The sequence below is a fragment of the Levilactobacillus zymae DSM 19395 genome, from assembly GCF_001434115.1.
Lineage (GTDB): Bacteria > Bacillota > Bacilli > Lactobacillales > Lactobacillaceae > Levilactobacillus > Levilactobacillus zymae.
This window is the reverse complement of the sequence record NZ_AZDW01000058.1, coordinates 31,363-53,706: the sequence shown is the minus strand read 5'-3', so window position 1 is coordinate 53,706 and position 22,344 is coordinate 31,363. Positions and strand designations below refer to the sequence as shown.

Here is a 22,344-nt window from a genome sequence, read left to right as displayed (position 1 = left end):
AAACTCCTTTTACTGTTTCGATTGGTGAATCTTGGGTTGTTGCTGATGATCAAAGCTGCGCAGCAACGTGATGTTTTGGCGGCGCTCCGCTTGGATCGTCTGCCGATACTTCAAGGGACTTTGGCCGACCTGTTGCTTAAACAAGCGGGTCAGGTAGTTGGCATCTAAGCCCACGTGGATTGCGATATCGTTGATACTGAGTTCAGTATACGCCAAAAAATTTTTGACGTGGCGAATCCGAATCAGCTGCAATAGCGTGTTGGGGGTGACACCCGTTTCACGTTTACAGATTTCAATCATGTAATTCTTGCTGTAGTGAAAGTGCCGGGCTAAATCCGCCAGCCGAAGCGGGGTCGCATAGTGCTGCTGCAGGTAGCGTAGCGGCGCAAAACTGGTGTCCGGGCTCATGTAAGTGGCCTCGGGAATCGGCGTCACCAGGCCATTTTGATCGACGACCAACGTTAATAGAAGGTCCTTCAAGCGCACATCGACCCGCAGCATGCCGTAGGGCGTCGGCTGGCGTTGCGCCGCTAGGGCCTGGGTCAACAACCGGCGAAAACTTTCGCGGTCGCTGACGGGAAAAATCGGCGGCTGGGCGACTTGGTTAAGTAACCGTTGTAAGTCCGGGCTCGTCGTGAACTTTATGTCGATAATCACCGCGTCGTGATTAAACTTAAAGGCGTGTGGGGTCCGCGGCGTGACCAGATAGAGTTGCCCCCCGAAGACGGTGTAGGGCCGGTCGGCGAGTTGCACGTGTTCTTCGCCGCTCAACACCAGTTGCAGTTGGTTGAACTCGTGTTGGTGCAGTGCCACGGCCTCGCCGCGCTGATAGGTCCGTCCGCTCATCCACAAGACCGTTAATTGGGAATCACGCAAGGGTTCCATGCTTGTGACCGCCTTTCCATGAGTGTGATATTTTCCAGAAAATCGTGCAATATACGTTAAATGTAAGCGCTTAATTTAGGATACACTTACCCGTGAGTTAAGGATATATCCGCTGCTTGAATGACTTTGACGATTACACGAAACGGGGGCGGTCCCTATGGCTGGACCACAAGCAAACGCATTAAGAAAAGTCACCTGGCACATTCTGCCATACTTATTTGTCATTTATTTTATCGCATTTCTCGACCGCAGTAGTATTACGTACGCTTCGATCGGGGGGATGGACCAAGACCTTGGCCTAACCGCGACCACCTACGGCTTTATCGCGGGCATCTTCTTCATCGGTTACTTCATCTTCGGCATCCCCGGCAACATGATGCTCGAACGCATTGGGGCGCGCCGGTGGATGGCCTTCATCCTGATTTTCTGGGGAACGGTCACCCTGGTCACGGGCTTTGTTAACTCCATCCCAATGTTGGTAATTCTCCGGTTTTTACTGGGCGTTTCCGAAGCCGGACTTTTTCCGGGCATGACGTTATACATCACCTACTGGATTCGCAGTCAGGACCGGGCGCGGGCCATCGCGGCCTTCATGGTCGCCCCACCCGTTGCTAATTCCATTGGGGCGCCAGTCGCCACCTGGATTATCACCCGCGTGCACCTCGCCTTGGGGCTCGCCGGCTGGCGCTGGTTGTTCATCATCATTGGTGTGCCGGCGGTCCTGATGGGCATCTACACCGTCTTCTTCCTGGCGGACAAACCCGCCACGGCAACCTGGTTGACGCCCCAAGAACGGGATTGGTTAGTTCAGGCGTTGACTCTTGATGCGCAACGGGCCCAGGAGAAACGGGTCGTGAACGCGCCGTTTACTGCGGCCTTCAAGGACGCTAAGATTTGGAAACTCACGGGCATGAATTTCTTCTACTGTGTCGGTCTCTACGGCATCACGTTCTGGATGCCTCAGATGGTCAAGGCCCTCTCGAGCGACCTGAGCACCATGCAGATTGGCCTGATCAGCGCCATTCCTTACCTACTAGGCGCCATCGCCTTGGTCGTTAACGGCCGGTTGTCCGACCGTAGCGGCGAACGACCCGTCCACACGGCCGTCGGTGCCTTACTGGGCAGCCTGGGCTTCGTGGGGGCCGCCCTCACGACCCACCTTCCCGTGCTCTCCGTCGGTTTTATCTGCCTGGCCGCCATCGGCGTTTACGCCTACTCCGGGCCGTACTGGGCCCTGTCCACCACGATTGATCCGCGAATGGCGGCCGTAGGGTTAGGTATCGTCAACGCCGTGGGGAACTTCGGGGGCTTCTTCGGCCCCTACGCCATCGGCTGGCTCAAAACGGCGACCCACAGTACCGTGACCGGGATGCTCTTCTTGGCCGCCGCCCTAATCATTCCGGCAATAATTGTCTTAACGTTTCGCCACCATTCGGCCCCTGCCGCGACGCCGACCACGCCGACCCACGCGACCGTTTGAAGAAAGGAAAATTATCATGACTCGTTATCAAGAAGATTGTTTTTACTGCACACGTAACGCAAAACTAGCGGCAAACTACATTCTGGTGGCACCGCTCCACGTCGCGACGGTTTACCTGAGCCGCGACCAGACCCACCGCGGGCGGGTGGCCGTGGTCCTCAACTGGCACGTCGATGAGCCCTACCAACTCACCGAGACCGAGCGCCACGAATTTTATGACGACGTCGCCCACGCCGCGCACGCCGTGGCCCAAGCCTTTCACCCGGCCAAGATCAACTACGCCACTTACGGGGACACCGTGTCGCACCTGCACGTTCACGTGGTGCCCAAACAAACAACGGACGCGGATTGGGACGACGCTTTCGTCAACAATCCCGCCAACCCAGTGCTGTTGAGCGACACGAGCTACCGCGAAATCATCGACGCGTTACGCGCTAATTTATAATTAAAGGAGATCTTTTCAATGGCTGTTAAAGGAAAAGTTGTTGTAATTGCGGGGGCCTCTTCGGGTATCGGCGCCGCCACCGCGAAAAAGTTGGCGGCACACGGGGCCAAGCTCTTCGTGGGCGCTCGCCGCGAAGAGAAACTCCAGGCTCTGGTGAGTGACATTCAAGCGGCCGGTGGCGAGGCAGCCTATCACCTGGTCGACGTGACCGACAAGGCCTCCGTTCAGCGGTTCGTGGACGCGGCCGAAGCCCACTACGGCCAAATCGACGTGATGTATAACAACGCCGGCATCATGCCTAATTCACCGTTAAAGGATCTGAAGGTCGACGATTGGGAAGCCGCCTTTCAAATCAACGTGATGGGTGTTCTGTACGGCATCGCCGCGGCACTCCCCATCATGAAAAAACAGGGATTTGGGCACTTCATTGCGACCGATTCTAACGCCGGCCACGTGATCAACCCCAACGCTGCCATCTATTCCGGGACCAAGTTCGCCCTGCGTGCCATCATGGATGCACTCCGGCAAGAGGAAGGCCCGAACATGATTCGGTCGACCATGGTCTCTCCGGGCAACGTCAATACCGGACTCTGGAAGTCCGTAGGCGATCCCGAACTGCAAAAGAAGGCCCGTCAACGCGAAGAAAGTATCGGGCTGAGTCCCGATGACTTAGCCAACGCGGTCCTCTACGCCATCGACCAACCCGAAAATGTGGGCATCGATGAGATCCTGTTACGGCCGACCGTCCAACAAAACTAATTGATCATTAAGCCTCGCCGCTCCGTCACTGGTTCGGCGGGGCTTTTTGGCGTTCTGCGCCGGGACAATATTAGAAAAAGATATTTTCTAAAACTTTTTTCCGTTTTTCCTTGACCTTGAGTATACTCTAACTCCTATACTGCTGAGTGTTAGGTCATGACCCACCAACTACGAAAGGAAGTTTTTAGTGATGAAACAACTCAACTGGGGCAACACCCACGTGCAAACGTCCGCGGTCGCTTTAGGCATCATGCGGATGTTGAATCTGACCAGCGACCAGGCCGCCAACGTTTTGGACCAGGTCCAGGCCATGGGCGTCACCCACATCGATTCCGCCGACATCTACGGGGTGGGTCAATCCGAAACCATCTTCGGCGAAGCTCTGAAGAAGTCCGCGGTCAGCCGTGACGACCTCTTCATTCAATCCAAGGGGGGCATCGTCCCCGACCCGCAAAAGAGTTCCGGCGACGTGGTCTTGGGCCAACGCTACGACTTTTCTAAGCAACACCTGTTGGCAGCCGTCGACGGCATCTTACAACGGATGCAACTCGACTACCTCGACGCCTTTCTCCTCCACCGGCCCGACGCCTTGATGGAGCCCGACGAAATCGCCGCAGCCTTTGATAGCCTGCACCAGAGTGGGAAGGTCCGCTACTTCGGCGTTTCCAACTTTAATCCCCAACAAGTCGAACTGGTCCAGGCCGCAACCTCGCAGAAGCTCATGGCCAACCAGCTCCAATTCGGGGTCATGCATACCGGCCCGATTCAATTCGGCCTGCACACCAACATGACCGACGCCCCGAGCGTCAACCACGACGGCGGCATCATCGAATATTCGCGGTTACACCAGATGACCATTCAGGCCTGGTCGCCTTACCAATACGGCCTGTTTGCCGGCTCCTTCATCGATAACCCGAAGTTCCCCGCACTTAATCAAGAACTGCAGACCCTGGCCGACAAATACGGCGTGACCAAGAACGCCATCGCTACGGCCTGGATATTGCGGCACCCGGCCCACATGCAAGTGATTTTAGGGTCCATGAACCCGCAACACTTACGTGAAAGCATCGCCGGTAGCGACGTCACTCTGACTAAGCAGGAGTGGTACGACGTCTACCTGGCCGCCGGCAACGATTTACCTTAAACCTAAGCTCCCTGACCACATTAAAAACCACGTTGCGCCGACCCAATGGCGTAACGTGGCTTTTTTGCTTGTGGTCGGTTATGCCTTGCCGATGACCCGCATGCCGGAACTGGTCCCTAACCGCGATGCGCCGGCCGCAATCATGGCCTCGGCTTCTGCCTTGGTGTGTACCCCGCCGGACGCCTTGACCTTGATGCGATCGCCCACGGCTTGTTTCATCAAGACCACGTCGTTGACTTCCGCCCCGCGCGTGGAAAACCCGGTCGAGGTCTTCACAAATTCGGCGCCCGCGTCGGCGACTAATTCGGAAGCCCGCGTGATTTCCTGGTCCGTCAACAGGGCCGTTTCGATGATGACCTTCACCAATTTATGGTGTTGGTGACCGGTAGTGATAACGGCCTCTAGGTCTTGGCGCACTTGGGCATCGTGACCGGCTTTGAATTCGCCGATGTTCATCACCACGTCGAGTTCATCGACCCCGTCCGCGATGGCCTGGGTGGCTTCGGCGACCTTGATGGCCGTGGTGTTGGCCCCCAGGGGAAAGCCGATGACCGTGTCGGTGTTGACGGCGGTGTCCTTCAATTGTTCGTGGGCGTAGCGAACCCAGTACGGATTCAACATCACGGAGCAGAAGTGGTTTTCCCTGGCTTCGCGAATGATTTGGTCCACGTCAGCTTGCGTGGCGTCCGGTGCTAATAAAGTATGATCGATGTATTGGTTTAAAGTCATGAGTTGGTCCCCGTTTCGTTAAGTTTAGTTTGTCGACAGCCTTAATTTATCACGGATTTTAACAAATGTAAATAATTAAAAATAACAAATGTAAAATTATTTTTCTGTGGTAGAATAATGACAACTCAAAAACGGAGGACAACTCGTGATGCTTTCTCAAAAACAAACGGAACGGCTACTAGCGGTCAGCCGTTACTATTATCAGGACAACCTCAGTCAGGTCGAAATCGCTAAAAAAATGAACCTCTCCCGACCCACGGTGGCTAAATCGCTCCAACTCGCACGGGAAACGGGCATCGTGACAGTCCAAATCAACGATCCCTTCACCGATTCTGCCCGGTTACAGCAGGCCTTAAAGGACCACTACCACCTAAAGGACGTGGTCGTGGCCCAACAAGTCAACCATGACGAGGCCGGCATTCGTGACCATCTGGGAGCCGTCGCAGCGGACTACCTCGACACCATCGTGACCGATGGGCTAACGATCGGCCTCAATTGGGGCCACACCATGTTGGCCGTCGCGCAGCACTTGCACGCCAGCCAAGCGCAAAACGTCCAACTGGTCCAACTTAAAGGGAGTCTGACCAACTCGGCAGAAACCAACTATTCCGCCGAAATCACGCAACAGTTCAACCAGGCCTTCCACACGCAGGCCCAGCTGCTTCCCCTGCCGCTGGTCTTTGACGATGCGCGGGTCAAGGCGGCGGCCTTACGCGACCCGTTCATCCATCAGGTCATCCAGACCGGGACCAACGCCGATATCGCGCTATTTACCGTGGGGACCACCCGCGCTGACGCACTGCTCTTTCGCTCCGGTTACCTCACGGCGCCGCAAATCCAGCGACTCCAACGTGAGGCCGCGGGCGATATCTTGTCCCACTACATCACCCCGACCGGTGCCATCGCCGACCCGGAACTCGACCAACGGACCGTGGCGTTGCCGCTCGACCAGCTGGGCCGGCAGAAATACGCCGTGCTGATTGCCGGTGGGGAGGCCAAATTACGCGCCATCCACGCCGCGTTGTTAGGCGGTTACGCCAACGTCTTGATTGTGGACCAGGCGGTCGCTAAACAGTTACTAGAGTTATAACTCGTTTTGTTATTAATAACAAAAAGGTCTGGGAATTATTCCCAGACCTTTTTTCACTAATTATCTTCGCCTGATTAACTCGCAGAAGAGCGCCGTTGGGCGGGTTTTACGCGTAAGGCGTCGTTGATCGTCACGGTTTCGGGTAGGTCACAAGTCCCTTCCACGGCCGCTTCGGTCCCCGCCTCACACGCGGCTTCAAAGTACCGCACCTTGTAGTTTAACTTTTGCCGGTAAGCCTGTAACTGCGCAATCTGTTGGTCAACGCCGGCTCGCTGTTGTTGGTAGATTTGGAGCCGTTCGGCTAAGGAAGCATCCCCCGCCATGGACAACTCGATAAAGTGGCGAATCTCTTTGAGCGCCATCCCCGTTGATTTTAGGCACGTAATCAAGTCGACGAGGTCCAAGTCCGCCTCGGAGAACTCGCGCCGCCCGGCCGCATTGCGGTGCACGAACGGCATCAGTCCCTCGCGGTCGTAGTACCGGAGCGTATAACAGCTTAACCCCGTTTTTTCGGCGACCTGTCCAATCGAATAACTCACATTCGTTTCCTCCTTTATGGCTTAAATGGTTCATCTATCATAACATTAATTAACTAACCCCGCCGAAGTAGCATCTTTTGTGACCCCGGTCAAGGCCCGCTACACTAAACTAGACTTATCGAGTCAGCAGATTTCTGGGGGAGGAATTTACGATGAAAACTCAACCTGTCGTTTTAATCACCAACGGGACGCAAGGCATGGGGAGCGTGTGCGCGGCCGACTTCTGTGGTCAGGGGGCCACGGTCATCATCGCCGATCTGGCAGTCAGTCGCGGACCCGCGATTGCCCAAAAATTAGGGGCTAACGTTCATTACCTACCGTTAGACGTGACCCGCCAAGCCGATTGGCGCCGCTTGATTCGCCAAATCATCGCGGCTTACGGGCGCCTCGACGTCCTGATCAACATTCCCGCCGTTTCTGAACGGCCGCGGGATTGGCAAGGTCATCCCACCGAATACCTGGCCTACTTCGAACGGACGCAGCGTCGCGTCATCTGGGGGACCACGGCGGCGGCCGCCATCATGCGTCACCAGGCCCACGGGAGTATCGTCAACGTGTTAACGGCCCAGCCCGCCGCACCCAATCAGCAGCTGGTCACCTTACTGCACAACTGGACGCAAGCGACCGCGCGGGACCTGGCCGGCGCCGACGTGCGGATCAACACGGTGCAGGCCCATCTGAGCACCACCCCCGCACCGCAAGATCTCGACGCTGCCCGGGCCCAGCCCTTACAACAAACCATCCGTTATCTGGCGACAGCCCATCCGGTCAGTCCCAACGGTCACGCATTTGTCGTTCCCGCCAATTAAAAATTCGAAGTAGTGGCTTCGCGACTAACTCTCGCGGGGCCGCTATTTTTTGGGCCGCCGTTGTCTGGCAGTATAAATATATTTGTGCAACCGAATTCGCAATTATCGTCTTTTACTTAACTGACGCAGAATTACCGATTTTTATTTGTTATTATTAATTAAATAAAGAAATTTATAAGAACAAATCGTTGTAATCGTTCGGCTTTTTGCTAGAATGAACAGGAAATCAAGTTTCATTACTACATATCCTGAGGAGTGAGTCACATGCATCTGCGAGGCAATGCCAAACGACTGATCCTGGGACTAGCACTGGTCGCCCTCCCCTTAACCCTATTCGGTTGTGGGAAGGCCACCAGCTCGACCAGTTCGTCCAGTTCAGCCGGTTACAGCCCTAAGCAATTGACCGTCGAATTCGTGCCGTCCCAAAACGCCAGCACGTTGGAAGCCAAGGCCAAGCCCTTGGAAGGCCTACTGAAGAAACAACTCGGAATTCCCGTTAAGGTCAGCGTTTCGACCGACTACAACACGATTGTGGAAGCCATGGGATCCAAGAAAGTCGACGTGGGTTTCCTGCCGCCTGACGCCTACGTCTTAGCCCACAAACAGTACCACGACAAGGTCCTGTTACAAGCGGAACGTTACGGCCTCAAGGAACCTAACGACCAATCCACCAAAGAATTGGTCGACTATTACCGGTCCCAAATCCTGGTGCGCAAGGATAGTGGCATCAAGTCAATCAAGGACTTGAAGGGCAAGAAGATTGCCGTGCAAGACACCACCTCAACGGCCGGCTGGATCTACCCCGCCGTTGAAATGCTAGAACGCGGCGTCAACATCAACAAGGATGGTATCAAGACGGTTCAGGTCAAGGGTCACGACCAGGGTGTCTTGTCGGTCTACAACAAGAACACCGACGCCGCCTTTGTCTTTCAGGGGGCCCGTAACATCGTGAAGAAGGACGCGCCGGATATCATGAGTAAGGTCGTGCCTATCTACACCACCAACAAGATTCCTAACGACACCATCACGGTCCGCGGGGACATGAACGCTAAGTGGCAAAAGAAGGTCGCCGCTGCCTTTAAGGCCATCGCCAAGACCAAGCAAGGCCACGCCATCATTTCCAGCGTTTACGGCCACGAAAGTTACACCGATTCCAAAGACAGCAACTTTGACATTATTCGTCAGTACGACAAGAAGGCCGCCCAACTGAACAAGTAAGGCGCGCGTCATCACTAAAGTAGCGAAGGACAACACGAGCCTTGGCTACTTTTTTGACAAATCCAGTCACCCAGCCCGGTGACGAGGGGGAAAACAGGAATGCAAGCTACAGCAACCGCACCAATCATCGCGTTTCACCACGTTAATAAAATTTACGCCAACGGCACCGTTGGCCTCAAGGACATCGATTTTCAGATTCCCCGCGGCCAATTCCTGGTGGTCGTAGGCCTATCCGGAGCCGGTAAGAGTACGCTACTGCGGACCATCAACCGGATGCACGAAATCTCGTCGGGGGAGATTCGCATCGACGACGCCCCCATTGGCGCTTACAAGGGCAAGGCCTTGCGCCAACTTCGGTGTCACATCGGCATGATTTTTCAAAACTTCAACCTCGTTAACCGGGCCAGCGTCGAACGCAACGTCTTATCTGGTCTGGTCGGCTACTACCCCACTTGGAAGTGCATTTTAGGTCTCTTCAGTGCGGCCGATAAACAGCGCGCCGTCCAAGCGTTAAAGCGCGTCAGTCTGACCCCTAAGATCTTCACGCGCGCCGACGAACTCTCCGGCGGTCAACAACAACGGGTCGCCATCGCTCGTACCCTGATGCAGGACCCCAAAATTATCCTGGCCGACGAACCCGTGGCCTCGCTGGACCCCCGGACCACCAAGGACGTCATGGACACCCTACAACGCCTGAACCGTGAAGACGGGATCACCGTGATCGTTAACCTGCACTCCGTGGCGTTAGCCCGCCAGTACGCCGACCGCATCATTGGCCTGCGTGCCGGGGAATTAGTCTACGACCAGCCCATCGACAACGTCACCACGGCGGACCTGGATCGTATCTACCAGACCAACTAGGAGGCCCCCATGACGAATTCAACTCTTGATTTACCTAAACGCCCGTGGCGCCAACGGTATCACGTGGCAGCCATCGGTTGGACGCTCGTGTTAGGCGTTTTGTTGGTCCTGTCCTCGTTGATGACCGGCGCGAATTTAGGGACCTTTCTGAGCAACATCGACCAATTCTTGGCGTTACTGGTCCAGATGTCCCACCCCGCTTGGTCCTACCTCCACGTGATTCTTCAGCCCCTTTACGAAACCATTCAGATGGCGATTTTAGGGACCACGATTGGGGCCGTCTTGGCGGTCCCGTTCGCCCTCCTGGCCGCCAGCAACCTGGTCGGTAACCGCCTATTGCGGGGCCTGATTCGCTTCTTTTTGGATCTCGTCCGGACCCTGCCTGATTTATTGCTCGCCGCCATCTTCGTGGCCGTTTTCGGCATCGGCTCGACGGCCGGCGTCATCACCTTAGCCATCTTTTCGTTCGGGATGGTTTCTAAGCTCTTCTACGAGGTCATTGAAACCATCGACATGGGGCCCTTAGAGGCGCTTAAATCCGTGGGCGCCACCAAGGTCACCATGATTTGGTACGCGGTCTTGCCCCAGATTCTCAACCAGTTCGTCAGTTACTTTCTCTACACCCTCGAAATCAACGTTCGGGCCTCCACCGTTTTAGGGTACCTGGGGGCCGGCGGGATTGGGGTCTATCTTCAACGTTCGCTGGGAGAATTTAACTACAGTGCCACCGCTGTGATCATCCTGGCCACCCTGGTCGTGGTCCTGGTGATCGACGGCATCAGTAATCACCTAAGGAGGGTGCTTCTTTAATGCAAACCACGCTCGAAAATCATCCCCTGACCCACCACCTCTTCTGGCGCCGCTGGCACTGGTTGCTCTGGGTCGTAGTCGTGGCCGGCGTCTATAGTTGGGCCATCGGTGGCCTACACTTCACCGGGATTCAAGAATCCGCGGGGAGCGTTTCGCGCTCGATTCTCCACGGCCTGCTACACCCCGACTGGGCCTACGTCTATAACGGTAGTGGCGAGGACCTCTCGTCGCTGATTCTCCAGACCCTCGCCATCGCCTTTTTAGGTACCTTCGTGTCGGCACTGATCAGCGTGCCCTTCGCCTTTTGGGCCGCGCGAACGGACCAACACTGGGCACACCTGCGCTCCGGTAGCGGCAAAGTTGTCTTGACGTTGATTCGGACCTTTCCCGAAATCGTGCTGGCCATCATGTTCATCAAAGCGGTGGGACCGGGCTCCTACGCCGGGGTACTGGCCGTCAGTATTCATTCGATCGGAATGCTGGGAAAATTATTCAGTGAATCCCTCGAAAACATGGACCGTGGGGCGGAAGAGGCCATTCGCAGCGCGGGGGGCAATCGCAGTGAAATTCTGACCCTCGCGACCCTGCCCACGATTTTTCCCGAGTTCATCTCGTACACCCTGTACCGCTTTGAAATCGCCGTCCGTTCGGCGTCCATCTTAGGGATGGTCGGCGCCGGCGGGATTGGGACGCCCCTCATCTTCGCCATTCAAACGCGGAGTTGGTCGCGGGTCGGCATCATTTTGTTAGGCATCATCGTGATGGTCCTAGCCATCGATTCACTCTCCGAACAGCTACGAAAGAAGTTGATCTAATGACTCACGTCAAGATTATGTCGACCAGTGACGTTCATGGTTACCTATTTCCCACCGGTTACGCCAGTCGTCACGACCGGCAACCCTACGGCTGGTTACGCGCCGCGGCGGTCCTGCGGCAATTGCAGGCTCCTGCGCCGGACACCGTCACGGTCACCATCGACAACGGCGACTGGTTGGAGGGCTCCCCGCTAGCCAGTTACGTGGCCACCCAGGCACCCACCCATGCCACGCTTTGGTCGCGCCTGCTAGACGCCGGACATTACGACGTCGGCGTGCTTGGCAACCACGACTTTAACTACGGGCTAGACTACCTGCGGACCAGTCTGGCCGAACGCCACTATCCCGTTTTGGCGGCCAACGTTATGGGCGCCCAGGCCCAAGGAATCAGTGACGGTCCCTACACCATCCTGGAGAAAGGCGGGCTCAAGATTGCCGTGTTGGGGCTCACCACGGCCTACGTCCCCCACTGGGAACCCGCCGACCACCTGACCGGCTTAACTTTTCAGTCGGCCGTCGCCACGGCCCGCTCCTGGGTCCCGCGTCTCCGCCAGTTGGCCGACGTCGTGGTGGTCGCCTATCATGGCGGTTTTGAAGCCGACCTGGTCAGTGGCCGCGCCACCGAACGCGCGACGGGGGAAAACGAAGGCAGTCAACTCCTCGCCCAAGTTCCCGGCATCGATGCTTTGATCACCGGTCACCAACACCGCCAAATCGCGGGCGTCTACCACGGCGTACCGACGACGCAACCGGGCGAAAAAGGCGTGGCCGTGGGCGTCATCGACCTAGACGTCAGGGACCATCACGTGGTGGCCGCCCAAGCCCACCTGATTCAGACCGCCCCGACCCCACCCGATCCCCAGTTACGGGAACAGACCATTCAACTTGAGGCGCGGGTGCAGTCCTGGCTCGACCAACCTTTGGGTCACCTGACCGGCGCCAGCATGGCCGTCAGCGATTCCCTGGCCGCACGCCTTCACGGTCATCCCTACCTTGAGTTCATCAACCGCGTCGAAATGACGGCTGGGCACGCCGACATCGCCGCCACCGCCCTGTTTAACGACCAGGTCCGGGGCTTTCAACCGACCGTCACCCGGCGGCAACTCCTCAATAGCTATCCGTATCCCAATACCTTGGTGGTCGAACGCGTGACGGGTCAAGACCTCCGGGCCGCTTTGGAGCGCTGTGCCAGTTTCTTTACCGTCCAAGCCGACGGCCAAATCCAAGTGGCGCCCGAATTCACCACGCCCAAAGTCCAACTCTACAATTACGACGTGTATGACGGCATCGACTACACCTTTGACCTCCACCAACCCGTGGGTCACCGGTTAGTCCGCCTGCGTTACCACGGCGACCCCGTTCGGCCGGACCAGCAATTGACCATCGTCATGAACCAGTACCGCGGCCACGGTGGCGGCGATTACCCGATGTTTCGACCGGAAAAGATTATCCGCCAAGTCGATTGCGACATGGTCTCGCTGGTCCAACGCTATTTCCAAGCCCACCCGGTCGTCACGGGGGTCACGCCGCACAACCTCACCGTGCACGGTTAACTCACCAATCGTCGCCGTATAGGCTTGACTATTTTTGCCGTTTCACTTAATTAGCGCTATCCTTAAGCAGTACCATTATTTTAGACTCGCACTAACTTTGCGAATCCCTAAGGAGTGTTCTACATATGCAAAAATGGCATCGTTTCCTGGTCTGGGGCAGCCTCTTAATTCCCCTAATCGCGGGATTGGCCCTTGTGACCCCGGCGCAAGCCGCAACGCACGCGAAGACTACCACCCAGCAGACCACTAAGAAGGCCACCAAGAAGGCACCGCACCATTACCTCATCGTGATGGGCCACGGCGCGGGTGACCCGGGAGCCCGGGGCAACGGCACCACCGAAGCCACGGCGTTACGCAAGATTTTACTGCCGCAACTCCGCAAGTACGCTAAGCAGGTCAAGCACAGCAAGGTGACCTTCTACAACCCCAAACATAACCTGGTGTCCGATACCCTGTTCCACCACAAAGGGTCGTACAAGTTGAACAAGCACACCACGGTCATCATGTTTCACCTCGACGCGCCCAGCGGCCAAGGGGGCCACGTGATCATTCACAAGGCGCACCCTACGAAACGCGATCAACGGTTAGCCAAGGTCATCAAGAAATACATCGGCCTGAACCGGGCCTACCGCGGCTACAGTTTCCGGACGAACTTACGAAACTGCAACGTCTTACGGCGCCGGGGCATCGACTACAGTCTGGTAGAATCGGGCTTCATCACCAATAAGCACGATTTCCAGCACTTCAAGAAATACCGGGCCCAGATTGCCAAAGCCGACATTGAGGCCATCACCCACGAAACGTTATCCGCCAAGAAATAGGCTGTAAAAAAACTCCCGCTAATCGTTAGCGAGAGTTTTTTGACGACCGGACACCTCAGGACTGTGCCCGTTGTTGCAGGTGCGTGACTTCCTTGAGGCCCGCGCTCATTAAGACGAACACGATTATCCAGGCCGCAATGATCAATAATAACAATTTAAAGTACGGTCCGATGATGCCGATGTCCCAATCCCAAGCGGCGTGCAAAAGAATCGCCAGCCCGAAGAACACCAGAAACCGCGTGTCGAACAGGTCCGTTAACCGTAGCGGCTTGGCGCGTTTGACCACCATCACGGCTCCACCGGCAATGGCGGCCCAGACCAAGTGACCACCGATGGCCGACCAGCCCCGCAAGACGGCGACTTCCACCAACAGATTGCCAGACCGGTAGATGTAGCCGGCCGTTTCGAAGGCGGCAAAGCCCGCCCCCACCGCGGCCCCAATCAAAAGACCGCCTAAAATGTGCCGAATCCGTAATTGGTTGATGAAGTAACAGGTGATGACCAGTTTTCCCAGTTCTTCGACCACCCCGATCGACAGTGAATCGCCCAGCGTCAGCATCCCCGTCATCTGGTTGGTTTGACTGAAGCTAACGAACTGGTACAAAAAGACCGTCGCAATCAACGCGAAGATCCCGCCGATAAAGAAGACGCGCATCACTTCGTAAAGGCTGATATCCTGAAACGCGTTGGCTTCAAAGAAAAAGACCAGTCCGGACACGGGCACCGCAAACGCGCCGACCAGAATCAAACCGGGAATCGCGTTGGGGTTTTGAAACTCCACGGCCATGAACAGCAACGCGATAAAGGCGAGCAGAAAGCCCAAGAGAATCCGCGAAAAGAGCCAGGGCTTCACCCAGGCCGCCGAGAGGGCGTCCAAGGGCGGCGTCGTGGTTTCCGTTCCCGCAATGAAGATGGATTCGGCCTCCGCCTTGGTGTGGTGTTGAAAGACCGCCGAAAATAGGTCTTTGAGATTGACCTTGACGGCCCCCTCTTCGCCGGCGTAGTGGTTCAAACGCGCCGTGGCATCATCGTACAAGGACTGCCGGCGCGGTTGTTTCTTGGGCCCCGCCCCGGTTGCAGCGGTGGTCTGGGTCGGCGTCGGTAACGGCCGGCCACAAACCGGACAAAACTTCGCGGTCGCCGGAACCGAATGACCGCAGTGTGGACAAACTTGCATACTAATCCCCTTCTTCTTGACCGCCGGATGCGCGGCCATTTCTCACGCCTTTCATTATAGCAATACCAGCGACTAATCCCCGGTTGAAAGCTTGACCCACCGTTGCGTTTTAAAATATTTTTTCACACCGTTCTTTCTATATATGCCATTCATAATTCTCATTCAGTTTTAATTTTTCTGGTTGACATCCCCCGTGACCGGACGTACACTAGTCTCAATTCAAGAATCGTCCGAAACAAACCATTGAAGTGGAGATCAAGCTTATCGTGCCCGTAAAGAGAGCCGTCGTTGCTGAGAGTACGGCCGAACGCAGGTAAGTAAATGGACCACCGAGGGCTTTCCCGAAAGTTAGCGAGTACGGAAAGACGTGCGACATACGTCAGTTGTCAGGGAGATGTTGGTCTCCTGTGAGAGGGGCGCCGTGACTTCTTTTGGGGTCCGCGTCCAATTAAGGTGGTACCGCGGTTAATTTGACCGTCCTTAACGCATTGGCTGTTAAGGACGGTTTTTGTTTGCAATTAACCGAGGAGGAATTTCATGATGTTGATTCGATGGCAAAGCTCAGACATGTTGACAACCCCAACGACTAATCACCTATTTGGAGGAATTCATGATGAGCATTTTAAACAAGAAAACCACGTTATTACTATGCGGCGTTGTCGTCGTACTCGGCGGTGTCTTCGCCGTTAAGGCCCACTCAAAGACCACCACGGCCGCCGTCGCCCAAAACCTTAATTTAGCCGAGACCTCACCCATCACCAGCATGGACGTCGCCAAAATCACCGACAGCGTCTCCAGTAGCCAACTGAGTCAGGTCGGCGAAGGCCTGTTCCGGCTTAACGCCAAGAGCGAAGCCGTCAACGCCCTGGCCCAGAAGACCACCGTTTCCAAGGACGGGTCCGTCTACACGATTGATTTACATCACGACGGTAAATGGAGCAACGGCGATCCGGTGACCGCCCAAGACTTCGTGTACTCCTGGGAACGGACGTTAAACCCTAAGTCCAAGTCCGAATTTACCTACCAATTTGCTAAAATCAAGAACGCGAACGCGGTGGCGGCCGGCAAGCTCGCCCCCAGCAAGTTAGGGGTCAAGGCCACGGGCAAGTACCAATTACAGATTAAATTGGCCCAACCGACCTCATACTTCAAGGTCATCCTGGCCAGCTCGACCTTCTTCCCACTGAACCAAAAGGCCGTTCAAAAGTACGGCAGCAAGTACGGCTCCTCGGCCAGCACCACGGTCTACAACGGGCCTTACACCCTGACCAAATGGAACGGGACCAGTGATAGCTGGACGTTAAAGAAGAACCCGACCTACCGCGATCACCAAGCCATCAAGCTCCAACACATCAATTACCGGGTCGTCAAGTCCACCGCCACATCCTACAACCTGTATCAATCCAAGAAGCTCGACGCGGTGACTCTGGACGGCGAACAGACCCAGCAGAATAAGAACAACGCTAATTTGAAGACCTTAGCTTCCGGGCGCATCGGCTTCATTCAATACAACGAAAAGGACGCCACGACCGCCAACCGCGATTTACGGACCGCCTTATCGCTGGCCATCAACCGAGAACAGTTAACCAAGAAAGTGTTGAAAAACGGGTCACTCCCCGCAACGACCTTCGCCGTTCGGAACATGAAGAAGAACCCACAGACTAAGGCCGACTTCACTAAGGACGCTACGGTCGCCGGCACCGCCAACTACGACCCGGCTAAGGCCAAGAAGTTGTTCCAGTCCGCACTGAAGCAGCTACACCAATCGAAGCTAAACATCACGATGATTTGTGCCGACGATGACACCACCAAGCAATTGGCCGAATACATCCAAAGCACGTTGAACAGTCAGCTCAAGGGCCTAAACATCAACGTTAAGGCCGTGCCGTTCCCGTCCATGTTAAGTGCCGTCTCGAAAGGCAACTTCCAGATGAACCTGACCGGCTGGAGTATGGATTACGCCGACCCGATTGAATCCTTACAGATTCTGGGATCGACCAACAACTCCAACATGGGCCACTACGACAGTAAGACCTACGACAACGCCTTAGCCGCCGCAGAAGGCAAGGATGCCTTGAAACCCGCTCAACGCTACCAAGACCTGGTCAAGGCCGCCCAAACGGCCATGACCGACCAAGCCGTCACGCCACTCTACGATGCTCGGACCAACATCTTGGTTAACCCTAAGATCAAGGGTGTCATTTACAACCAATTTGACGGGGCTGCCGATTACCGGACGGCTTACGTGAAATAGGAATCGCCAGTCAATTTAAAACTCAGCCGATCCTCGTCTATTGCGGGGATCGGCTTTTTGGTTGGGTCGGCCTGTTACGTTCGGCCACGTTCTGCTAGAATTAAACTATGGGGATAATTATTTTGAGGAGGAATGATCATGCGCAACGTTGCAACGTTAATCACATCATTTGATCTTTGGTGCCTCTTGGCCATCGGGAGCGCCATCGACGTATTCTTGACCCGTAGTCTACCGGTTCAGCTGGTTAATGACGTGGTTCTAATGGGCATCACCTATTTTTGGTTACGGCAATTCTTACCCCAACACCGCCACGCGGAAATCTACTACCAGCTATCCTGGGGACTCCGGGAACTCGCCTTGGCGTTACCGATGGTCTTATTCGTCGTGGCGCTCATCAAAAACTTTATTTAACGAATCGCGGGAGTCGTTCAACCGAACGGGCTCCTTTTTTAACGCAATTATTAATAGATTAATTAGTACAACAACCATTGATTTTTTCTTCTTAGATTCGCATACTAGAGGCAGACTTTGAGGAGGTCCAGTCATGAAAAAACAACTTATTCTAGTCACCACTGCGTTTGCCTTAGGCTTCACCGGATGCATAGTGACTGCGCCATCAGCTAGCGCCAAAACCACCTACCTACCCAGCTATATCCGGCACCACACCTTCTACCGCCTGACCGACGGCTCTCAAGGGGGCTACCACGACAAGACCACGTTTAAGGGTAACCGCATGTCCGTCCATAGCAAAATGCTAGGAAAACACTATACCTGGCGGTTATCCGGTTTAAAGAAGCATAGTTCTAAGGTCTATTACGGCCGAATACGCTATGACAAAAAACATTCTGAATTAATTAAAATCAAGATTTTTAATAAGAAGCATTTCGATTTTATTCCAAAACATATGTGGAGTTTAAAGGGTAACTACACCGGTAACGAATCGTTCGGCGCCACCATCTTCAAACGCTAAGTCCAACTGACGGGCGACCACTCACGGTCACCCGTTTTTTTCTGAACCACCCCATCACGACTTTAGTATAATGAAGGTAACCGTACCACCTCGCCAGTGAAGGGAGCCTTGCTCATGCGTTGGAAAAACCTGCTACTCGTCATCGGAACCATCCTTATCGGTAGCCTCGGGCTATCGTTGACCGCCCACGCGTCGCCCTACATCCACGACCAACTGGGGATTCTCTCGGCCCAACAGCGTCAACAGATCATTCAGACCAACCAGCAATGGCAACGCACGCGCAACCGGCCGCAGCTGTGGGTGTACACCTACGCCAAACTGCCAGATTCAGCGCTTTTGGGTTTCGATTACAGTAACCCCTTCGATACGCCGGGTAACGACCTCGTGGACCAACGCTTCCAGCAACTGGGCCAACGAGCGGTGGACCCGGCCGCCTCGACGGGAGACCAGGAATACGCCGCGGCCCAGGCGACCAAACGGCTTCACGATAAGGTCTCGGTCATCGTCGTCTATCCCGACAACGGCTGGCACACCGTGATTGACCCGTCCGATAACCTGACCAGCGGAATTTCCGACTTTCAGAAATGGACGTTGACGCGCCGCCTTCCCACTAAACAGGGGACGGCCCAGTCCGCCATGACCTTCTTCAACCGCTATCAGAAGTTCATCACCAAGCACATCGCCAAACCCGCCAAAATAAAACCCGGGTTAAGTTGGGCCTGGGTCAGTTTCTGGATCTGTTCCCCGCTCCTTCTGTGGATTCTAATCAAGGTGCTCAAGGCCTTACGTCACCCCACGTTTGCGGACGACCCCCACGCCGGTGCCGACATGCTTAGTGGTTATCTGTGGGGCCGCTGGATGGGCGGCGACCACGACCCGTGGGACCACTTTTAAGGTGGGTCACCCCGGTTCATTCAACTTAAACGTCAAAAAAGCCACCAGTTCAATTGAACTGGTGACTTTTATTATTAATAATCATTAATAACTAATCTTGAACACCCTGCCAATGCCACGGATCCTGCCGCCACGCCTGCAAGGACGCCTTTTCGGCGGGGGTCACGTCGCCGGCCGCCTCAGCCGCCGTAATCAACGCGCTGTAGGTGGTCAGGGTGTGTAACGTCAAGCCGGCCGCCGCAAAATTGGCCGTGCTATCGGGCAACTCGTACGAGAAGATGGCCACGATGCCCAGGACCGTGGCCCCGGCCGCCTGCACGGCCTTGGCGGCACTCAACACGCTACCCCCGGTCGAAATCAGGTCGTCGATCAGAACCACCCGGTCGTTAGTCGCCAGTTCCCCCTCGATTTGTTTGCCTGTGCCGTGGTCCTTGGGTTTGGAACGCACGTAGTTCATCGGCAGGCCCAGCCGGTCGGCCACCAGCGCCGCGTGGGGAATCCCCGCGGTCGCCACGCCGCCAATCACCGTCGCGTCGGGGTACAGGTCCCGAATCAATGCCGTTAAGCCGTCCGCGATGTGGGTCCGCACGGCCGGAAAGGCGATGGTCCGCCGGTTATCCGTGTAGATGGGTGCCCGCATCCCGCTGGCCCACAAGAAGGGCTGGCTAGGCCGCAACGTCACCGCCTGAATCCATAATAAGTCCGTTGCAATCTGTGCTGCTCGCGTCGTCATATTTTAGTCTCCCCATTCCTTTAAAATCCGTTGATAAGCCGCCAGTGGGTCCGCCGCGCGGGTGATCGACCGCCCGACCACCAGGCCGTTACTGCCCAGTGCAGCGGCCCGACCGGGCGTCACCACCCGTTGCTGGTCGTCGGTCGCATCTTCGGTCAGGCGAATGCCCGGGTTGATGCACAGAAAATCCGGGGCCGTAGCCGCGTGAATCACCGGGTCTTCCGGCGCCGCGGCAATCACGCCGTCCGCTCCGTTTTGCCACGCTAGGTGCGCTAGGTGGCGGACCGTCGTGGGTAAATCCGCGCTGATCAGTTGTTCAGCCTGCATCTGCGCTTCCGTGGTGGAGGTCAACTGGGTGACCGCTAACAATTTCGCCGGTGCCACGCCCGCAGCTTGCGCGCCCGCCACCAAGCCGCGTTTCGCCGCGGCAACCATAGCCGCGCCACCCGCCGCGTGAATCGTGACCAACGCCACGCCTTGCCGCCCCAGCTGGACCATGGTCTGCTCGACCGTGTGGGGAATGTCGTAACACTTCAGGTCCAAGAATACCTGAATACCGCGCGCCCGTAATGCCGTGAGAATCTGAGGGCCCGCCGTATAAAATAACTCCATCCCCACCTTAACGAACAGGTTGGGGGTCTGGGCAAACGGCGTCAAAAAATCCAGCGCCGTGGCCTGACTAGGAAAATCGAGTGCGATGATAACTGGTCGCATGGTGCGCCCCTTTCTGGTCCAAAAAAAGACCGCCCAGCCCCGTGGCTAAGCGGTCTTCGCCCGTCAAAAAACGGGTCACCGATCCCCTTATTAGCCTCACAGGACTAGTTTAAAGTTTGATTGCCGTTGAGTTTACGCGGAAAATTAGCGGCCGTCAACCCGTAAATTTTCCCCTTGCGTCCCCGCGAGATTCGTGGCAGAATAATGAGCAATGCAACAAAATAATCGGTGCCCGTGAGCACCCATTTTGGAGGAATTCGTAATGGAAACTAGCACTACCCCTGCGCGCCACGCGCTAACAACACCCCAGAAATGGACGATTGCCTCAACCTCGGCCGGCTTCGCCTTGGAGAACATGGACGTGATGTTCCTCTCCTTCGCGTTGTCGTCGATCACCGCTGATTTACACCTCAGCGGGACCCAAGCCGGCTTGATTGCTTCCGTCACCAACCTGGGCATGTTAGCGGGTGGCCTTTTGTTTGGCCTGTTAGCCGACCGGTTCGGCCGCGTCAAGGTCTTCTCGTACACCGTCTTCATCTTCGCGCTGGCCACGGCGGCCATGGCGTTCGCCCACAGTCTCACGGCCGTTTACGTCTTTCGTTTCCTAGCCGGCGTCGGCGCCGGGGGCGAGTACGGCGTAGGCATCACGCTGATTGCCGAAAGCTTCGACCACGACAAGATTGGAAAAATGACCTCACTGGCCGCGATTGGCGGGCAACTGGGCGCCGTCTTAGCCGCAATTGCCGCGGCGCTGATCATCCCGACGTTGGGCTGGCAGGCCCTGTTCGTCTTCGGATTGGTGCCCGTGGGCTTGACCTACTTTATCCGCCGGCACCTCCACGAAAGCGCCGAATTTCTCAGCGCTCGGCAACGGCCCAACCGCCAGCCCATTCGCCTAGGCGCCCTGTTCCGCACGCCGCGCTTAGCCTACCAAACGGTGGCGCTCATGGTGATGGTGGTGGTGCAAATCGCCGGGTACTTCGGTCTGATGAACTGGTTGCCGTCGATCATGCAACAAAAGCTAGGCCTCAGCGTTTCCGGGTCGTCCGTCTGGATGATCGCCACGATTCTGGGGATGAGCCTGGGCATGATGACCTTCGGCAGTATTCTGGACTATTTCGGTCCCCGGCGGGCGTTCGGGCTCTTCCTGTTCGCCGCCGCCCTCGCCGTCTTCGGCATCACACTGGCGGTCAACCAGGTCACCTTGCTGCTGGCCGGAGCCGTACTGGGCTTCTTTTCTAACGGAATGTTTGGCGGGTATGGCGCGGTCATCAGCCGCCTGTATCCCACCGAGATTCGTTCAACGGCCAACAACCTCATCGTCAACGTGGGCCGCGCCGTGGGGGGCTTCTCGTCGGTGGTCATCGGTTTCTTGATGGACCACTACAGCTTACTGGTGGTCATGGGCTTCCTGTCGCTGCTGTACGTCTTTAGCCTGGTTGTCATGCTGACCATTCCGGCCTTGCGCCACCTAGGTAAATTGAACGAAACCGTCTAACCGCAACCGTTAGCCCCGCCGATGATGGTGGGGCTTTTTTTGTTGACTTACGTTTCTAAGCTAAGCCCGTGACAGGCCGCAACGCGCCGACCAGACTAGAACCGAAACTAGCTAGGGCCTGTCTTAAAAGACTAATTTTGAGTATC

Annotated in this window: 23 protein-coding genes; 17 read left to right on the top strand and 6 right to left on the bottom strand. The window is 56.0% G+C overall.

The window, feature by feature from the left end; translation table 11 throughout:
• Positions 1 to 9 precede the first annotated feature (9 nt).
• Positions 10 to 885 (bottom strand): helix-turn-helix transcriptional regulator, encoded by an 876-nt coding sequence (locus FD38_RS12240; RefSeq protein WP_057734582.1) that lies wholly within the window; start codon positions 883 to 885, stop codon positions 10 to 12.
• Between the two features lie 157 nt (positions 886 to 1,042).
• Here FD38_RS12240 and FD38_RS12235 point away from each other — a divergent pair, with 157 nt between their 5' ends.
• From FD38_RS12235 to FD38_RS12220, 4 genes are all read left to right on the top strand, one after another.
• Positions 1,043 to 2,365 carry an MFS transporter gene (locus FD38_RS12235; protein WP_057734580.1) on the top strand — a complete coding sequence of 441 codons (1,323 nt, stop codon included), beginning with the start codon at positions 1,043 to 1,045 and terminating at the stop codon, positions 2,363 to 2,365.
• 16 nt (positions 2,366 to 2,381) lie between these two features.
• Positions 2,382 to 2,810, top strand: coding sequence for an HIT family protein (locus FD38_RS12230; protein WP_057734578.1), 429 nt, complete (start codon positions 2,382 to 2,384; stop codon positions 2,808 to 2,810).
• An 18-nt stretch (positions 2,811 to 2,828) separates the two neighbouring features.
• Positions 2,829 to 3,569, top strand: a complete 741-nt coding sequence (locus FD38_RS12225; protein WP_057734576.1) for an SDR family oxidoreductase — start codon at positions 2,829 to 2,831, stop codon at positions 3,567 to 3,569.
• Positions 3,570 to 3,759: 190 nt separating this feature from the next.
• Positions 3,760 to 4,713, top strand: a complete 954-nt coding sequence (locus FD38_RS12220) for an aldo/keto reductase (protein WP_057734574.1) — start codon at positions 3,760 to 3,762, stop codon at positions 4,711 to 4,713.
• Positions 4,714 to 4,791: 78 nt separating this feature from the next.
• On the opposite strand, the gene deoC is transcribed toward FD38_RS12220, so the two are convergent.
• Complete coding sequence (gene deoC / locus FD38_RS12215; RefSeq protein ID WP_057734572.1) at positions 4,792 to 5,442, bottom strand: deoxyribose-phosphate aldolase; 651 nt, start codon at positions 5,440 to 5,442, stop codon at positions 4,792 to 4,794.
• A gap of 148 nt (positions 5,443 to 5,590) precedes the next feature.
• Here deoC and FD38_RS12210 point away from each other — a divergent pair, with 148 nt between their 5' ends.
• Entirely contained in the window at positions 5,591 to 6,532 is a 942-nt protein-coding gene (locus FD38_RS12210) for a sugar-binding transcriptional regulator (protein WP_057734570.1), read from the top strand.
• Between the two features lie 74 nt (positions 6,533 to 6,606).
• On the opposite strand, the gene FD38_RS12205 is transcribed toward FD38_RS12210, so the two are convergent.
• Positions 6,607 to 7,071 (bottom strand): MerR family transcriptional regulator, encoded by a 465-nt coding sequence (locus tag FD38_RS12205; RefSeq protein WP_083485360.1) that lies wholly within the window; start codon positions 7,069 to 7,071, stop codon positions 6,607 to 6,609.
• 152 nt (positions 7,072 to 7,223) lie between these two features.
• Between FD38_RS12205 and FD38_RS12200 the strand changes: the two genes are divergently transcribed.
• The 7 genes from FD38_RS12200 to FD38_RS12170 all read left to right on the top strand — a co-directional run bounded on the left by FD38_RS12200 (position 7,224) and on the right by FD38_RS12170 (position 13,958).
• Positions 7,224 to 7,880, top strand: coding sequence for an SDR family NAD(P)-dependent oxidoreductase (locus FD38_RS12200; protein WP_057734568.1), 657 nt, complete (start codon positions 7,224 to 7,226; stop codon positions 7,878 to 7,880).
• 264 nt (positions 7,881 to 8,144) lie between these two features.
• The gene (locus FD38_RS12195; protein ID WP_057734566.1) at positions 8,145 to 9,098 is read left to right on the top strand and encodes a phosphate/phosphite/phosphonate ABC transporter substrate-binding protein; all 954 of its coding nucleotides are present in this window, start codon (positions 8,145 to 8,147) and stop codon (positions 9,096 to 9,098) included.
• A gap of 99 nt (positions 9,099 to 9,197) precedes the next feature.
• Positions 9,198 to 9,959, top strand: a complete 762-nt coding sequence (gene phnC, locus FD38_RS12190; protein ID WP_057734564.1) for a phosphonate ABC transporter ATP-binding protein — start codon at positions 9,198 to 9,200, stop codon at positions 9,957 to 9,959.
• A gap of 9 nt (positions 9,960 to 9,968) precedes the next feature.
• The gene (phnE, locus tag FD38_RS12185; RefSeq protein ID WP_057734562.1) at positions 9,969 to 10,769 is read left to right on the top strand and encodes a phosphonate ABC transporter, permease protein PhnE; all 801 of its coding nucleotides are present in this window, start codon (positions 9,969 to 9,971) and stop codon (positions 10,767 to 10,769) included.
• Entirely contained in the window at positions 10,769 to 11,584 is an 816-nt protein-coding gene (phnE, locus tag FD38_RS12180; protein ID WP_147007840.1) for a phosphonate ABC transporter, permease protein PhnE, read from the top strand. Before phnE (FD38_RS12185) ends, phnE (FD38_RS12180) begins: the two co-directional genes overlap by 1 nt.
• The gene (locus tag FD38_RS12175) at positions 11,584 to 13,137 is read left to right on the top strand and encodes a bifunctional metallophosphatase/5'-nucleotidase (RefSeq protein WP_057734559.1); all 1,554 of its coding nucleotides are present in this window, start codon (positions 11,584 to 11,586) and stop codon (positions 13,135 to 13,137) included. The genes phnE (FD38_RS12180) and FD38_RS12175 overlap by 1 nt, the downstream gene beginning before the upstream one ends.
• A gap of 125 nt (positions 13,138 to 13,262) precedes the next feature.
• A complete protein-coding gene (locus tag FD38_RS12170; protein ID WP_057734557.1) occupies positions 13,263 to 13,958 on the top strand; it encodes an N-acetylmuramoyl-L-alanine amidase in 696 nt (231 codons plus the stop codon).
• 55 nt (positions 13,959 to 14,013) lie between these two features.
• Here the strand turns inward: FD38_RS12170 and FD38_RS12165 are convergent, their stop codons facing one another.
• Positions 14,014 to 15,135, bottom strand: a complete 1,122-nt coding sequence (locus tag FD38_RS12165) for a PrsW family glutamic-type intramembrane protease (RefSeq protein ID WP_057734621.1) — start codon at positions 15,133 to 15,135, stop codon at positions 14,014 to 14,016.
• 613 nt (positions 15,136 to 15,748) lie between these two features.
• On the opposite strand from FD38_RS12165, the gene FD38_RS12160 reads away from it, so the two are divergent.
• The 4 genes from FD38_RS12160 (at position 15,749) to FD38_RS12145 (ending at position 19,253) form a co-directional block, all read left to right on the top strand.
• On the top strand, positions 15,749 to 17,389 hold the full coding sequence (locus tag FD38_RS12160) for a peptide ABC transporter substrate-binding protein (protein ID WP_057734554.1): 1,641 nt from the start codon (positions 15,749 to 15,751) through the stop codon (positions 17,387 to 17,389).
• 138 nt (positions 17,390 to 17,527) lie between these two features.
• Positions 17,528 to 17,800, top strand: coding sequence for a hypothetical protein (locus FD38_RS12155; protein WP_057734552.1), 273 nt, complete (start codon positions 17,528 to 17,530; stop codon positions 17,798 to 17,800).
• A gap of 133 nt (positions 17,801 to 17,933) precedes the next feature.
• Positions 17,934 to 18,359 carry a hypothetical protein gene (locus FD38_RS12150; RefSeq protein ID WP_057734550.1) on the top strand — a complete coding sequence of 142 codons (426 nt, stop codon included), beginning with the start codon at positions 17,934 to 17,936 and terminating at the stop codon, positions 18,357 to 18,359.
• 114 nt (positions 18,360 to 18,473) lie between these two features.
• On the top strand, positions 18,474 to 19,253 hold the full coding sequence (locus FD38_RS12145; protein ID WP_057734548.1) for a hypothetical protein: 780 nt from the start codon (positions 18,474 to 18,476) through the stop codon (positions 19,251 to 19,253).
• Between the two features lie 91 nt (positions 19,254 to 19,344).
• On the opposite strand, the gene pyrE is transcribed toward FD38_RS12145, so the two are convergent.
• Positions 19,345 to 19,986, bottom strand: coding sequence for an orotate phosphoribosyltransferase (pyrE, locus tag FD38_RS12140; protein ID WP_057734546.1), 642 nt, complete (start codon positions 19,984 to 19,986; stop codon positions 19,345 to 19,347).
• 3 nt (positions 19,987 to 19,989) lie between these two features.
• Positions 19,990 to 20,700 (bottom strand): orotidine-5'-phosphate decarboxylase, encoded by a 711-nt coding sequence (gene pyrF, locus FD38_RS12135; RefSeq protein WP_057734544.1) that lies wholly within the window; start codon positions 20,698 to 20,700, stop codon positions 19,990 to 19,992.
• Between the two features lie 262 nt (positions 20,701 to 20,962).
• Between pyrF and FD38_RS12130 the strand changes: the two genes are divergently transcribed.
• On the top strand, positions 20,963 to 22,198 hold the full coding sequence (locus FD38_RS12130; RefSeq protein ID WP_057734542.1) for an MFS transporter: 1,236 nt from the start codon (positions 20,963 to 20,965) through the stop codon (positions 22,196 to 22,198).
• Positions 22,199 to 22,344 lie beyond the last annotated feature (146 nt).

Coding starts and splice junctions, on each gene's coding strand:
- FD38_RS12235 (WP_057734580.1), top strand. CDS start 1,043: ATGGCTGGACCACAAGCAAACGCATTAAGAAAAGTCACCTGGCACATT.
- phnE (WP_147007840.1), top strand. CDS start 10,769: ATGCAAACCACGCTCGAAAATCATCCCCTGACCCACCACCTCTTCTGG.
- FD38_RS12240 (WP_057734582.1), bottom strand. CDS start 885: ATGGAACCCTTGCGTGATTCCCAATTAACGGTCTTGTGGATGAGCGGA.
- FD38_RS12170 (WP_057734557.1), top strand. CDS start 13,263: ATGCAAAAATGGCATCGTTTCCTGGTCTGGGGCAGCCTCTTAATTCCC.
- FD38_RS12225 (WP_057734576.1), top strand. CDS start 2,829: ATGGCTGTTAAAGGAAAAGTTGTTGTAATTGCGGGGGCCTCTTCGGGT.
- FD38_RS12165 (WP_057734621.1), bottom strand. CDS start 15,135: ATGCAAGTTTGTCCACACTGCGGTCATTCGGTTCCGGCGACCGCGAAG.
- FD38_RS12195 (WP_057734566.1), top strand. CDS start 8,145: ATGCATCTGCGAGGCAATGCCAAACGACTGATCCTGGGACTAGCACTG.
- pyrF (WP_057734544.1), bottom strand. CDS start 20,700: ATGCGACCAGTTATCATCGCACTCGATTTTCCTAGTCAGGCCACGGCG.
- FD38_RS12160 (WP_057734554.1), top strand. CDS start 15,749: ATGAGCATTTTAAACAAGAAAACCACGTTATTACTATGCGGCGTTGTC.
- FD38_RS12210 (WP_057734570.1), top strand. CDS start 5,591: ATGCTTTCTCAAAAACAAACGGAACGGCTACTAGCGGTCAGCCGTTAC.
- FD38_RS12155 (WP_057734552.1), top strand. CDS start 17,528: ATGCGCAACGTTGCAACGTTAATCACATCATTTGATCTTTGGTGCCTC.
- phnC (WP_057734564.1), top strand. CDS start 9,198: ATGCAAGCTACAGCAACCGCACCAATCATCGCGTTTCACCACGTTAAT.
- FD38_RS12150 (WP_057734550.1), top strand. CDS start 17,934: ATGAAAAAACAACTTATTCTAGTCACCACTGCGTTTGCCTTAGGCTTC.
- FD38_RS12175 (WP_057734559.1), top strand. CDS start 11,584: ATGACTCACGTCAAGATTATGTCGACCAGTGACGTTCATGGTTACCTA.
- FD38_RS12230 (WP_057734578.1), top strand. CDS start 2,382: ATGACTCGTTATCAAGAAGATTGTTTTTACTGCACACGTAACGCAAAA.
- pyrE (WP_057734546.1), bottom strand. CDS start 19,986: ATGACGACGCGAGCAGCACAGATTGCAACGGACTTATTATGGATTCAG.
- phnE (WP_057734562.1), top strand. CDS start 9,969: ATGACGAATTCAACTCTTGATTTACCTAAACGCCCGTGGCGCCAACGG.
- deoC (WP_057734572.1), bottom strand. CDS start 5,442: ATGACTTTAAACCAATACATCGATCATACTTTATTAGCACCGGACGCC.
- FD38_RS12220 (WP_057734574.1), top strand. CDS start 3,760: ATGAAACAACTCAACTGGGGCAACACCCACGTGCAAACGTCCGCGGTC.
- FD38_RS12200 (WP_057734568.1), top strand. CDS start 7,224: ATGAAAACTCAACCTGTCGTTTTAATCACCAACGGGACGCAAGGCATG.
- FD38_RS12145 (WP_057734548.1), top strand. CDS start 18,474: ATGCGTTGGAAAAACCTGCTACTCGTCATCGGAACCATCCTTATCGGT.
- FD38_RS12130 (WP_057734542.1), top strand. CDS start 20,963: ATGGAAACTAGCACTACCCCTGCGCGCCACGCGCTAACAACACCCCAG.